General features: G+C 48.3%; 10 protein-coding genes. 1 reads left to right on the forward strand and 9 read right to left on the reverse strand.

The features are described from left to right. Nucleotides 1–22: 22 nt before the first annotated feature. The 9 genes from ABU165_RS23385 to ABU165_RS23425 all read right to left on the reverse strand — a co-directional run bounded on the left by ABU165_RS23385 (nt 23) and on the right by ABU165_RS23425 (nt 10,991). Complete coding sequence (locus ABU165_RS23385; RefSeq protein ID WP_374703146.1) at nt 23–1,495, reverse strand: CoA-acylating methylmalonate-semialdehyde dehydrogenase; 1,473 nt, start codon at nt 1,493–1,495, stop codon at nt 23–25. A gap of 116 nt (nt 1,496–1,611) precedes the next feature. Further along, complete coding sequence (locus ABU165_RS23390) at nt 1,612–1,839, reverse strand: hypothetical protein (protein ID WP_009793880.1); 228 nt, start codon at nt 1,837–1,839, stop codon at nt 1,612–1,614. A gap of 21 nt (nt 1,840–1,860) precedes the next feature. Then, complete coding sequence (locus ABU165_RS23395; RefSeq protein ID WP_101547735.1) at nt 1,861–3,315, reverse strand: NCS1 family transporter; 1,455 nt, start codon at nt 3,313–3,315, stop codon at nt 1,861–1,863. 141 nt (nt 3,316–3,456) lie between these two features. After that, entirely contained in the window at nt 3,457–4,872 is a 1,416-nt protein-coding gene (gene hydA, locus ABU165_RS23400) for a dihydropyrimidinase (RefSeq protein WP_318060549.1), read from the reverse strand. A gap of 13 nt (nt 4,873–4,885) precedes the next feature. Then, a complete protein-coding gene (gene preA / locus ABU165_RS23405; protein WP_094769266.1) occupies nt 4,886–6,175 on the reverse strand; it encodes an NAD-dependent dihydropyrimidine dehydrogenase subunit PreA in 1,290 nt (429 codons plus the stop codon). Beyond that, on the reverse strand, nt 6,168–7,547 hold the full coding sequence (locus ABU165_RS23410; protein ID WP_009793876.1) for an NAD(P)-dependent oxidoreductase: 1,380 nt from the start codon (nt 7,545–7,547) through the stop codon (nt 6,168–6,170). Before ABU165_RS23410 ends, preA begins: the two co-directional genes overlap by 8 nt. A gap of 67 nt (nt 7,548–7,614) precedes the next feature. Beyond that, nucleotides 7,615–8,505, reverse strand: a complete 891-nt coding sequence (locus ABU165_RS23415; protein WP_022543843.1) for a nitrilase-related carbon-nitrogen hydrolase — start codon at nt 8,503–8,505, stop codon at nt 7,615–7,617. Between the two features lie 270 nt (nt 8,506–8,775). Next, nucleotides 8,776–9,591: an adenosylmethionine decarboxylase gene (speD, locus tag ABU165_RS23420; RefSeq protein ID WP_009793874.1), complete on the reverse strand. Its 816-nt coding sequence runs from the start codon at nt 9,589–9,591 to the stop codon at nt 8,776–8,778. Between the two features lie 221 nt (nt 9,592–9,812). Next, the gene (locus ABU165_RS23425) at nt 9,813–10,991 is read right to left on the reverse strand and encodes a M20 family metallopeptidase (RefSeq protein ID WP_148949480.1); all 1,179 of its coding nucleotides are present in this window, start codon (nt 10,989–10,991) and stop codon (nt 9,813–9,815) included. 155 nt (nt 10,992–11,146) lie between these two features. Here ABU165_RS23425 and ABU165_RS23430 point away from each other — a divergent pair, with 155 nt between their 5' ends. Next, entirely contained in the window at nt 11,147–12,556 is a 1,410-nt protein-coding gene (locus ABU165_RS23430; RefSeq protein WP_396349984.1) for an aldehyde dehydrogenase, read from the forward strand. The last annotated feature ends 101 nt before the right edge of the window (nt 12,557–12,657 follow it).

Consider the following 12,657-nt stretch of genomic DNA (forward strand, 5'->3'; position numbering starts at 1 on the left):
TCCTCGTTGCTGCTAAGTGATTTCAAAGTTCAAAACGAGATGTGACCATTTTCTTTTTTGTATAAAAATTCAAGCCATCTTTGCCATTGACATGAAGGTCCCCATAGAAGGAATCCTTCCAGCCTGAAAAAGGGAAGAATGCCATTGTAGCCGGAACGCCTACATTGATGCCGAGCATTCCGGCATCCGCCTCTTCACGGAATTGCCTGATGCTCCTGGCATCGTTTGTATAGATGGTTGCTCCATTCCCGTATCTTGACCTTCGGATGAAGTCCAGCGCTTCATCAAGGCTTCCTGCCCTGAGCAGGCTCAGTACAGGTGCAAATAGCTCTTCCTTTGCGATCGTCATATCGCATGTCACCCTATCAAAGATCGTTGCACCAAGAAAGTTCCCGGCTGGGTGCCGCTCCATCTCCGTGCGGCCGTCCCGTATCAGCTCAGCCCCTTCTTCTTCTCCTTTTTCAATGAGTCCGAGGACTTTTTCAAGATGCTCCTTGCGGATGACGGGCGTCAGGAGGGTATCTTCTTCCATCCCGCTGCCGACCTTGAGCTCATCGGCTTTTTTCTTAAGCTCATTAATGAAGCTGTCGTTTTCTCCCACCACGACAACGGCACTGCATGCCATGCACCTCTGGCCGGCACTGCCGAATGAGGAACTGATGATATGCTGGGCCGCCTTCTCAGCATCGGCATCAGGCATGACGATATGGTGATTTTTAGCACCCGAGAGTGCCTGTACCCGCTTTCCTTCAGAAGCGGCCCGTTCATACACATATTTTGCAACCCGCTGAGAACCGACAAATGAGATGGCGGCAACCTCTTTATGTTCAAGCAGTGCATTCACAACATCATGTGCGCCGTGTACAATGTTCAGGACTCCAGGAGGGGCGCCCGCTTCGGCAAACAGTTCAGCAAGGCGCGCTGCCAGGATCGGCGTCCTTTCAGACGGCTTCAGCACAAAAGTATTCCCGCAGGCAACAGCAAGAGGGAACATCCACAAAGGGACCATCATCGGGAAGTTAAAAGGAGTGATCCCCCCAACCACGCCAAGCGGGTAACGGAACATCTCAGAATCAATATCCTCAGCGATCCCTGAAAGCGACTCACCCATCATTAAGGTCGGTGCACCTGCGGCAAATTCCACACACTCGATGCCTCTTTGGACCTCGCCGAATGCTTCTTTGAAGGATTTTCCGTTCTCTTTTACAATCAGCTCAGCAAGCTGTTCATGATGCTGTGACAGCAGATTATGATATTTGAAAAGGAGCCTTGCCCTCTTTGGGACAGGCACCTTCCTCCACGAAATAAACGCCCTTCCTGCTGCCTGGACAGCAAGGCTGACATCTTCTGCACTGGAGGCAGGCACCCTCGCGAGCACTTCATCATTGGCAGGGTTGATGACTTCAAATGTATCTGCAGAGGAAGCTTCTACCCAATTGCCATCAATAAAATTTCTCAAAACCTCTGTTTCATGCCTGATCGCCATATGCTCCATCTCCTTCATATGAAATATCCACTTCAGATTTTTATAAGACTTCGATAGAAAGCTGCACATGAAGGCGAAGGATCAGCGGCAAATAATGAAATGCGCAATCCTTCGCTCTATCACAGCTATTTTTGTTCTGCAGAATGCTCTTTCTGCTTGAGCAGAAGCCCGCTGAAATATTTCCGTGCTTCTGCTGTCCCAACATGGATTGTTTCCTGGATCCCGCTGGCCGGATTGGCAAACAAGATGGCCGCTCCATCCAAGCTTTCTTTCACCTGAAGGATTCTGAATCCTTTTTCGATATAAAAATCGATTTTGTCTCTTTCATGCAAAAAGAACTGGTAGTCTGACATACTCTGACCTCCTGAAAATAGTCAAGATTTCATGGAATCAGCGGCTTTTTCCTGATCATCGTCCAAAATCCAGTCGCGCCCCACACTGATTCCGAGATATTTGCTGTCATCCGGATCATTGATTTCGGCCTGCTGATATTTGCGGAACCACCAGTACCGGGCAAGAAGGTAATAAGAGCCTGCTCCTGCCAGGAATCCGGCAAGGAATGAATAGTTGGGAAGCCAGTATGCAACTGCGGCACCAATGACCCAGCTGATGAATCCTGCAAGGTTGATTCCTCCCCAATACCTGAACTGCCCATGGTCCTCGTATAATTCAGGTACATTGACGCGCCTTTTTCTCAGCAGATAATAATCAGCAAAAAGGATGCCGACAATCGCAGACAGGATGCCGCCTACAAACAGGAGGACAGGGATGATGACGCCAAAGAGATTCCATGGCTGGACGACTGTCCCGACAATTCCTGCTGTAATAACGCCAGCCCAGAAAGGAAATTTCGGCCCGCCAACATTAGAAAATATCGTTGCCGCCGGAACGACATTGGCCGCCGTGTTGGTGGACCATTGCGCCAGGATGATCATCAGAAGCAGGACGCATAGGACGAGTCCTCCTGCCGCTTCCTGAAGGGCGATGACAGGATCGTAATTCAGGACGGCAATATAAGCGATCCCTCCTATGATAATCATAAAGGTCTGTGTCAGCGGCATGGCGATCAGGTTGCCGATCAGCGCCCCTTTATTGCGCTTAAACCAGTTTTTTTCATTCACGGGCGCCTTGATGAACCGGGAAATGGAAGGAATATCAGCACTCAAGGTCGCCCAAAAGCCCATATTGCTGAAGATCACAACAAGGAAAGCAGTAAATGCATCGGTTCCCGCTGCCGGATTTTCTGCCCATGTCCAAATATTCCTTCCTGCCTCTTCAGCCGTATCGGATAAAGATAGGTACATCCAGACGGAAATCAGGATAATGACCGGAGCTGCCATGTCAGCAAAACGCTCTATCGCTTTTATCCCAAGGCTGGTATTAATGAGCTGTGCAGCTGCGAAAATAAGAAAACAGATAAACCAGTTATTGAAACCGAATAAAATATCAATGATGCCATTCATGGCAGTGGCACCGAAGTAGGTATTGATTCCAAACCACATAGAGGCGGTGACGCCCCTCGTGATTGAGGGGATATGAGTCCCGATTGTGCCGAAAGGGGCGCGCATATAGACCGGGAAGGATAGGCCATGCTCTATCCCGATGTCTGCAATCAAACTGATGAATAAGCCGATTCCGAGGCAGCCGATCACCGTTGCAATAATGACAAGCGGCAATGGGAGGCTCATAACCCCGGAGCCTCCGATGGCAAAGGTGGCGAGTACCACCACCATGCCCACCCACATAAATGAATAGCCGAGCGAGGTGATATTCCTGTCCTTTTGCTGGATCGGATAAAGGTCAGGGGATTTCAGATGGCTTCTTTTCATACGTACACATCCTGTCCGGTTAATTTTTGTCAGGCCGAGAAGCTGATTGAAACCGAAAAGCCGGGTTAGTGCATGCCATCATCCTGTTCACTGAAACAAAGCCGGGGTAATTCATCTCCGTCCACAGCCAACCCTCTTAATCTAATAAGCAGGAATCACGTTATTATGGGTTTTGTGTTTAAAATATTTTGCTCTTTTTAAATATTGCCCGCTGCCCGCTTTTCCAGTGAACTGGCGGTCTTTAATCACATACTCTCCCCTTACGAGCACAGTGACAGGCTCTCCTTTGACTGATAATCCTTCAAATGCGCTGTAATCAACAGCCAAATGGTGGGTGCCTGCAGAAATGGTTCGTTCCTTTTCAGGGTCAAATAGGACAATATCGGCATCAGAGCCTACAGCAATCGTCCCTTTCTGAGGGTAGAGGCCAAATAGCTTCGCAGCACGGGTCGAAGTGATGTCGACAAATTGGTTGAGGGTGATCCTTCCCTTTGCCGCCCCTTCTGAAAAGAGGATCGAGAACCGGTCTTCAATAGTCGGGCCTCCGTTCGGTATTTTGGTAAAATCCTCCCTGCCGAGATCCTTTTGCCCCTTAAAGTCAAAAGAGCATTGGTCAGAGCCGATCGTCTGGAGCTGTCCGCTTTTGAGGGCATTCCATAAAGTGTCCTGATTCCATTTTTCACGGAGCGGCGGGGACCACACATATTTTGCGCCTTCAAACTCAGGCTTTTCGAGGCTGGTCTGGTCAAGAACAAGATACTGCGGACAGGTTTCCCCCCAGACATCGATGCCCCTGGAGCGGGCTGCGGCAATTTTTTCTGCTGCTTCAGCGCAGGATACATGTACCACATACAGCTGGGAGCCTGCCAGGCCGGTCAGCTCAGCCGCACGCCCCGTTGCTTCCCCTTCCAGCTCAGGAGGTCTTGTAAGCGCATGGTAGATGGGTTCTGTATGTCCTTCTTCCAATGCCTTTTTCGTAAGATAATCGATGACATCCCCGTTTTCTGCATGCACCATGACAAGAGCCCCGAGGTCCCTTGCGGCAACCAGCGTCTTGAAAAGCGTTTCATCATCAGCCTGGAAGACATTTTTATAGGCCATGAAGACTTTGAAAGAAGTAATTCCCTCATAATCTATCACTTTCGGCAGCTCCGCCAGTACTTTATCATTGATTTCCCCGATCATGAGGTGGAAGCTGTAATCGATGGCAGCCTTGTCTTTAGATTTTTGGTGCCATTCATCAATGCTTTCCTGGAGAGGCCTTCCTTTAGATGTCAGGCAAAAGTCTATGATGGTCGTCGTGCCCCCAAAGGCTGCGGCAATCGTGCCTGACTCAAAATCGTCCTTTGTCACAGTCCCGCCGAATGGCATATCCAGGTGGGTGTGCGGGTCTATGCCGCCCGGAAAAACGTAAAGCCCTGCAGCATTGATGATTTCCGCCCCGGTATCTTGCAGATCCCTGCCAATCAGGGCGATTTTTCCTTCTTCTATTAAAATATCAGCCTGAAAAGTATCTGATGCTGTCACTATAGTGCCGTTCTTTATTATTTTCTTCATATTCAGCACCCCTTTACCGTTTAGATAGATCCAATTCGCATGCCTGTGCCCCGGCTATCGCGGCCTGCCGTTCATTCCAGGTCATAGGCGGCTGTGTGTGCGGAAGCTCTACCATTGAAATGGCCCCTTCCTCCGGGCAGACAATAGAACAGAGGTTGCAGCCGACACAGTCTTCTTCGCGGACTTTCAAATATTCTTTTCCGTTTTCATCAACCAGCATATCAATGCATTGATGCGAGGTGTCCTCACAGGCGATATGGCATTTATTGCAATTGATGCAGATATCAGGGTCGATCCTCGCAGCAATATTATAGTTAAGGTCCAGATTGCCCCAGTCCGAATACCTTGGTACAGATTTTCCGATAATGTCCCTGACTGACCGGATGCCTCTCTCGTCCAGATAATTATTCAAACCATCCATTAAATCTTCAATGATGCGGAACCCGTGGTGCATAGCAGCTGTACAAATCTGTACGCCGGAAGCGCCCATCAGCATGAATTCAACCGCATTCTGCCAGTTCGATATCCCGCCCATGCCAGAAATCGGTACAGATATTGCTGGATTCCTGGCGCACTCAGCGACCATGTTCAGTGCAATCGGTTTGACTGCCGGGCCGCAATAGCCTCCATGTGCTCCCTTCCCTCCGACATGCGGAATCGTATTCCAGGTATCAAGGTCCACCCCGGCAAGGCTGTTGATCGTATTGATCATACTGACAGCATCTGCACCGCCTTTTACCGCTGCTTCTGCTGTTGCTGTAATATCCGTTATATTGGGGGTAAGCTTCACGATGACTGGTGTCCGGGCCGCTTCCTTCGCCCAATAAGTTTGTTTTTCCACCAGCTCTGGCACCTGTCCGGATGCAGATCCCATTCCCCTCTCTGCCATCCCGTGCGGGCAGCCGAAGTTAAGCTCAAGTCCATCTACCCCAATCTCTTCGACCCGTTTGACAATTTCATGCCATTTCTCCTGTTTCGGCTCAACCATCAGTGAGGCAATGATCGTGTTGTTGGGAAACTTCTTTTTCGTTTCATAGATTTCCTTCAGATTGACTTCAAGCGGCCTGTCTGTAATCAGCTCAATATTGTTAAAGCCTGCGACCCGCTGTCCATTAAAGCTGACAGCAGCAAATCGGGAAGAAACGTTTAAAATAGGCTCACCCAGCGTTTTCCAAACAGCTCCGCCCCATCCGGCCTCGAAAGCACGCTGAACCTGATAGCCTGAATTGGTAGGTGGTGCAGAGGCAAGCCAGAAAGGATTGGGGGACTTTATGCCCGCCAATTCTATGCTTAAATCAGCCATTTGCTTCTCTCCTTTCTTCCTTCATCATCAGCTTGTGGATCGCATGGGCTGCTTGTTTACCCTGCTGGGCAGCAGTGACGACCATGGCTTCCCCTTTTCCTTTGCCGAAGACAATATCCCCGCAGGCAAACACTTTCGGATTTGAGGTCTGGCATGTCTCAGGATTGATTTCTACAACTCCCCCATCGTGAGCAAGGCCGAATTGATCGATGAGGCTTTCATGCCTTTGCTGCCCGATGGCTTTAATAATGATGTCAGCCGGGAGCAGATGCTCAGATCCTTCAATGGGTACGGGCCTTCTCCGACCATCCGTATCCGGCTCGCCAAGCATCATTTGGATGCACTCCAGTCCTGCTGCTTCCCCGCGGTCATTGCTGATAATCCTTTTGGGTGCCGTCAGCCATCGGAACTCGACTCCATCCTGCTTCGCAAACTCATATTCAAAATCATAGGCAGTCATTTCTTCCTGTGTCCTCCTGTAAAGGATTTTCACATTCCCCGCCCCGAGCCTTGCTGCACAGGTTGCCCCGTCAATTGCTGTGTTGCCGGCGCCGATTACAATTGCTTTCTTGCCTGCCACATCTCTCCTCAGTTCACCGGTTTTTGTCTGCTTCACAAATTCAATCGCATCAAAGACACCTTCCAGATTTTCACCTTCAATTCCAAGGTCCGGCACTTTTGACATGCCTGCAGCAAGAATCACAAAGTCATATCCGTCCAGCAGTTCTCCGGCTGTAACATCCCGGCCGATCTTCGTTTTGGTCCTGATGTCTACATTCATCCGCCTGACCTGTTCTGCTTCCCAATGGGCAATCTCCTTGGGCAGACGGAATGAAACGATACCGTAAGTGTTCAGCCCTCCGGCTTCCTCCTCGGCTTCATAGATGACAGTCTCATAGCCGAGACGGGCCAGCTCCCTGGCAGCCGATAATCCCGCAGGTCCGCTTCCGATGACCGCTGCTTTTTTGCCGTTGGCCGCACCTGGGAAAAATAAGTCCTTCCCGCTTTTTATGGCCCAGTCAGTCGCATGCCTCTGCAGTTTGCCGATCAGAATAGGGCTTTTTGTTGAATTCAATACACACGCCCCTTCACAGAGCTCTTCTGTCGGGCAGACCCTTGAGCAGCTTGCGCCGACAGGATTGGCATCCATGATGGTTTTGGCGGATCCCAGCATATTTCCGCTGCTGATTTTTTTTATGAATGAAGGGATATCTATTCCAGTTGGACATGCTTTAATACAAGGGGCATCATAGCAATACAGGCAGCGGCTGGCTTCATGGGCAGCATCCCTGCTGGACAGCGCAGGCTCCGCTTCCCTGAAGTTCTGTTCCAGGTCGGTGTGTGAGATTCGCTTTGGTTTTGCATCGATCACAGCGTTCCCTCCTATCCTGCCTGTGCCAGGCAGGCAATTGAAAAGCTTATTTTCACATAAAAGCCCCTTACGGAAGAAGGGATGTCATTTCACTGTATGTTTCCGGCCTGCGGTCGCGGTAAAACTGCCAGGTGTCCCTGACCTCCCGGATCAGCTTCTTGTTCATTTCACCTATGATGACTTCATCCTTATCCCGGCTGGCAGAGGCAACGAAGCTTCCTTTAGGATCCACCAGGTATGACTGCCCATAAAATTCTCCCATATTCCATGGACCCTCATAGCCGACGCGGTTGATGGCGCCAACATAATATCCGTTGGCGACTGCATGGGCAGGCTGCTCGAGTTTCCATAAATATTCGGACAGGCCGGCGACCGTGGCCGATGGATTGAAGACGATTTCTGCGCCATTAAGCCCCAGAAGCCTTGCCCCTTCCGGGAAATGCCTGTCATAGCAGATATACACGCCGATTTTGGCATATGCAGTATCAAATACCGGATAGCCCAGGTTCCCTGGTTTAAAATAATATTTTTCCCAGAACCCGCAGCCGTTTCCTCCTGCCGCAACATGCGGAATATGCTGCTTCCGGTACTTTCCCAGATAAGTTCCGTCTGCATCCAGGACAGCAGCTGTATTATAATAGGTAGCTATCCCTTCCCGTTCATAAATCGGAAGGACAATAACAATCCCAAGCTCCCTTGCCAGCTCCTGGAATAGCTTTGTTGTCGGGCCGTCCGGGATTTCTTCTGCAGCGTCATACCATTTCGTATTCTGCTCGGAACAGAAATAAGGACCATAAAAGATCTCCTGCAGGCATACAATCCGGGCGCCCTTTTCTGCCGCTTCCCTAACAAGCTTTATATGCTTTTCGATTGCCTTCTCCTTATGAACTGCAACTGGCTCGCTGCCGTCCACATCATGAGATGCTTGTATCAAGCCGATCTTCACATTGTCTGCCATCTTTACTCCCCCTCTAAAATAAATTGAATCATCCTTTGCAGAACCGGGCTGTTTCGTACCAGGGCAATCCAGCAGCATGGTTCAGAATGTTCCGTTAATCTAACATACGCAGAAAGGGCAAGTTGTAAAACTTAATTTAAAGAGAGTAGAAAGAAAAAGGTCTAGCAAAAAGACAGTGTGAAGGATATCTGCATACAAAAAAGACTGCAAATGGCCCCATAATGAGAGGATCTTTGCAGTCTCATGCTACCTTAATAAAAAGTATAGAAATTAATTTTGCGAGGAAATATTGGTGCCATAAAAGATTTCGTCCATCTCTGTTTTAAGTCGGTCGGTGATTTCTTCCGCTTCTTCTGAATCCAGCTTCTCCTTAGTAAAGCCAAACAGATAATTATTCAGGTCGAATTCCTTCAGTTTGCATTTTGTGTGGAAAATTTTTTCCTGATAGATATTCACATCGATCATATCATACAGGCCTTTTGCTTCATCTGGTATATAGTTCTGTATAGAGTTAATATCATGGTCGATATATAGCTTTTCACCGTTGATGTCCCGTGTAAACCCTCTGACGCGGTAATCAATCGTCATTACATCCGTCTCAAAGGAGTGGATCAAATAATTCAGGGCTTTTAGCGGTGAAATTTCCCCGCACGTGGAAACATCAATATCTGCCCTGAAGGTGCTGATCCCTTCTGTCGGATGGAATTCAGGGTAGGTGTGGACTGTAATATGGCTTTTATCAAGCTGCAGGACCACATTGTCAGGGAGCGGTCCAGGAGATTCCTCCAGTGATTCTTCAGGCACTTCGACAACAGGGCCTTCTGATACGAGCATGGTCACACTGGCTCCCTGCGGTACATAGTCCTGCTGGGCGACATTCAGCACGTGTGCCCCGATGATATCGGACACATTAGTCAGAATGTTGGTGAGCCTCTCAGCACTATACTGTTCATCAATATAATCAATATAAGCTTCCCGTTCTTCTTTTGTTTTTGTATAGCAGATATCATACATATTAAAGCTTAACGTTTTAGTCAGATTATTAAAGCCGTGCAGCTCGATCCGTTGCTCTGGTGTCAGTTTCATGTGCAAAATCCCCTTTAACTCTGTTAGTCTGTTGCCCCTATCACCAGCCCTGGCCACTTCTATGGCGAGCTCTTGAGAGAGTGATTCCAAGCTGGTTAGGCTGATTACTATCTAGAGTACCCTTTATAAAAGGCAAAAAAACGGGTTTTTCCTAATTGTGTCCTGCTGAGGCTGAATCTAAAAAAGCCTATCCGTTTTGGATAAGCTCTTTGAGTACATCATTATGCATTAACGAGTTTATTCTTTTTGAATTCTTCCCTGATGGATTGAAGCAGTTCTTCGCTTGAGAGGATTTCATAACCCGTCAGGGCCATTGCCTTTGCCCCTAAGATCATTGCCTCCTGTGCCTGGCTGCTCATGGCCGCTTCGCGGAACTCATGGGTATGGCAGGCGAAATCTTCGTCGCAAATCTTGATATATGGGTGAATGGAAGGCACAGCCTGGCTGACATTTCCCATATCGAGCGATCCTGATCCATCGCGGTCCTCGTGGATTTCACCTGGATCTATTCCCAGCCCGATCAGCTCGTTAGTGAATGCATCCGATAATTGCTGGTTTGTTTGCATGTCATCATACGAAAATTCATAAAAAGAAGCTTTCATTTCTGCACCAGTCTGAAGCGCAGCACCCTGGGCGCATGCTTTCACTTTTTCAACCAGTTCATTCACATAAGATCGGCTTGATGCTCTTACATAGAACTGGGCAGACGCATAGTCAGGAACTACATTGGCCGCTTTTCCTCCTTCAGGGATGATGCCATGGATTCTTGCATCAGAAGTGATATGCTGTCTGAGGGCATTGATGCTGTTAAAAGTCTGAAGCACAGCATCAAGAGCGTTGATCCCTTTTTCCGGACTCGCAGCCGCATGGGCACTCTTGCCGAAGAATTCAAACTGGATCGCATCCATGGCAAGTGATCTGCCGCTTTTCAAATACTTGGACAAAGGATGGACCATCATCGCAACATCCAGTTCATCGAAGATCCCGTTCTCCGCCATTGTCACTTTCCCGCCTTTTGTTTCTTCAGCGGGAGTTCCGTACACAATCACTTTTCCGCCAGTTTCTCCAACAGCCTTGCTCAGGCCGATCCCTGCAGCAATTGCCATTGTGCCTATGAGGTTGTGCCCGCATGCATGACCTACCTCAGGAAGTGCATCATATTCAGCCATCAGCCCAATGGCTGCTCCCGCAATGCCGCTGTCATAAACAGCACGAAAAGCAGTCGGAAGTCCGCAGGTTCCCTTCTCTACATTAAATCCGTGCTGTTCCAATGTTTCAATCAAAATCGCCGAAGATTTGAACTCCTCATGCCCGAGCTCAGGATTTTCTCCTATGTACGTGCTGATATTGACAAATTCCTGCTTAAGCTTATCTATTTCGTTCTGAATTATCTGTTTCATTGTATAACCATCCTTAGTGGTGAATTTTTATTCCTTTTTATTAGAATAACAAATAATTCGGTATTCGAAAATAATTATTTTTTAGTTCCTGCTGATTGCCTATTCCTGAGGGAAAAGGTATGCTCAATTTAATCATTGAATCAAGCTGAAAGCAGGTGATCGGATTGCAGCAAAACATCTTAACTGAGACGCCAGCAGAAGAAATAAAAAGGCTGCTTGCCGCCCAGAAGAACTTTTTTGCGACCCAGGGAACAAAGCCCGCAGCATTCAGGCTTGCCCGGCTGCAGGAGCTTAAGGATAGTATCAAAAATAATGAACAGCAGCTGATCTCTGCGTTAAAAGAAGATCTTGGAAAGTCTGAACTTGAAGCATATTCAACGGAAATTGGGATTTTATATGAAGAAATCGGCTATACATTGAAGCATCTGAAAAAGTGGATGAAAGCAAAGAAAGTGAAGACGGCCATGACCCATATCGGCTCCAAGGGCTATATTATCCCTGAGCCATACGGAGCGGCCCTCATCATTGCCCCATGGAATTACCCGGTCCAGCTCGCCCTGTCCCCGCTCATTGGGGCAATTGCTGCCGGGAATACGGCTGTCATCAAGCCATCGGAGCTGACCCCGAATGTATCACATGTGCTCTCAGCGCTGATCAAGGAAGTCTATCCGGTAGAGTATATTTCAACTGTTGAAGGCGGTGTGGAGACCAGCCAGCAGCTGCTTGAGCAGCCTTTTGATTATATATTTTTTACAGGAAGCGTCCCTGTCGGCAAGATTGTGATGGAGGCAGCCAGCAAAAAACTGATTCCTGTCACCCTGGAGCTTGGCGGAAAAAGCCCGGTCATTGTCCATGAGGATGCAAATATCGGCCTGGCGGCGAAGAGGATTGTTTTCGGCAAATTTACAAATGCCGGACAGACGTGCATTGCCCCGGATTATCTGTTTGTCCATGAAAAAGTGAAACAGACTCTGCTGGAAGAGATGAAGAAGTGCATCAAGGAATTTTACAGTGATAACCCTCTTGGTAATGAGGATTATTCCAAGATCGTCAATAACCGGCATTTCAGCAGGCTTGAAGCGTATTTGAGCGACGGACCAATTCTTTTCGGGGGAAGGGTGAATGGTGAGCTTAGAAAAATGGAGCCGACACTGATGGATGCCCCTTCTTTTAATTCGCCTGTTATGCAGGATGAAATATTTGGCCCGATCCTGCCGGTATACGGGTATGCAGCCTTGGATGAAGCCATCTCCTTTATCCAGTCACGCCCGAAGCCGCTTGCTTTGTATTTGTTTACGGGAAGCAAGGATATAGAAAATAAGGTGAATGGTACGATTTCTTTTGGAGGCGGGTGCATTAATGATACTTTGATGCATATCGCGACGCCGTATCTTCCTTTCGGAGGTGTCGGGGAGAGCGGGATAGGGAGTTATCATGGGAAGAGCAGTTTTGGGACGTTTTCGCATGATAAAAGTGTGCTGAAGCAGACTACGCTGTTTGATTTTTCGTTCCGTTATCCTTCTGCTGAGAATGGGCTGAAGCTGATTAGGAAGCTGATGAAGTGATGGGAGCCTGGACCGGTTTGGTTCAGGCTTATGTTTTTTTATGGATTTGTATAAATTTGCTAAAATTAGTTTAGCTTTAAAATGTAGGCTCCTGATCTGCA

The organism is Cytobacillus sp. T106, from assembly GCF_040492155.1.
Lineage (GTDB): Bacteria > Bacillota > Bacilli > Bacillales > Cytobacillaceae > Bacillus_AB > Bacillus_AB infantis.

Bases quoted from the DNA above. Each gene is read 5' to 3' on its own strand.
- ABU165_RS23395 (WP_101547735.1), bottom strand. From the start codon at position 3,315: ATGAAAAGAAGCCATCTGAAATCCCCTGACCTTTATCCGATCCAGCAA.
- ABU165_RS23415 (WP_022543843.1), bottom strand. From the start codon at position 8,505: ATGGCAGACAATGTGAAGATCGGCTTGATACAAGCATCTCATGATGTG.
- hydA (WP_318060549.1), bottom strand. From the start codon at position 4,872: ATGAAGAAAATAATAAAGAACGGCACTATAGTGACAGCATCAGATACT.
- preA (WP_094769266.1), bottom strand. From the start codon at position 6,175: ATGGCTGATTTAAGCATAGAATTGGCGGGCATAAAGTCCCCCAATCCT.
- ABU165_RS23425 (WP_148949480.1), bottom strand. From the start codon at position 10,991: ATGAAACAGATAATTCAGAACGAAATAGATAAGCTTAAGCAGGAATTT.
- ABU165_RS23385 (WP_374703146.1), bottom strand. From the start codon at position 1,495: ATGGAGCATATGGCGATCAGGCATGAAACAGAGGTTTTGAGAAATTTT.
- speD (WP_009793874.1), bottom strand. From the start codon at position 9,591: ATGAAACTGACACCAGAGCAACGGATCGAGCTGCACGGCTTTAATAAT.
- ABU165_RS23390 (WP_009793880.1), bottom strand. From the start codon at position 1,839: ATGTCAGACTACCAGTTCTTTTTGCATGAAAGAGACAAAATCGATTTT.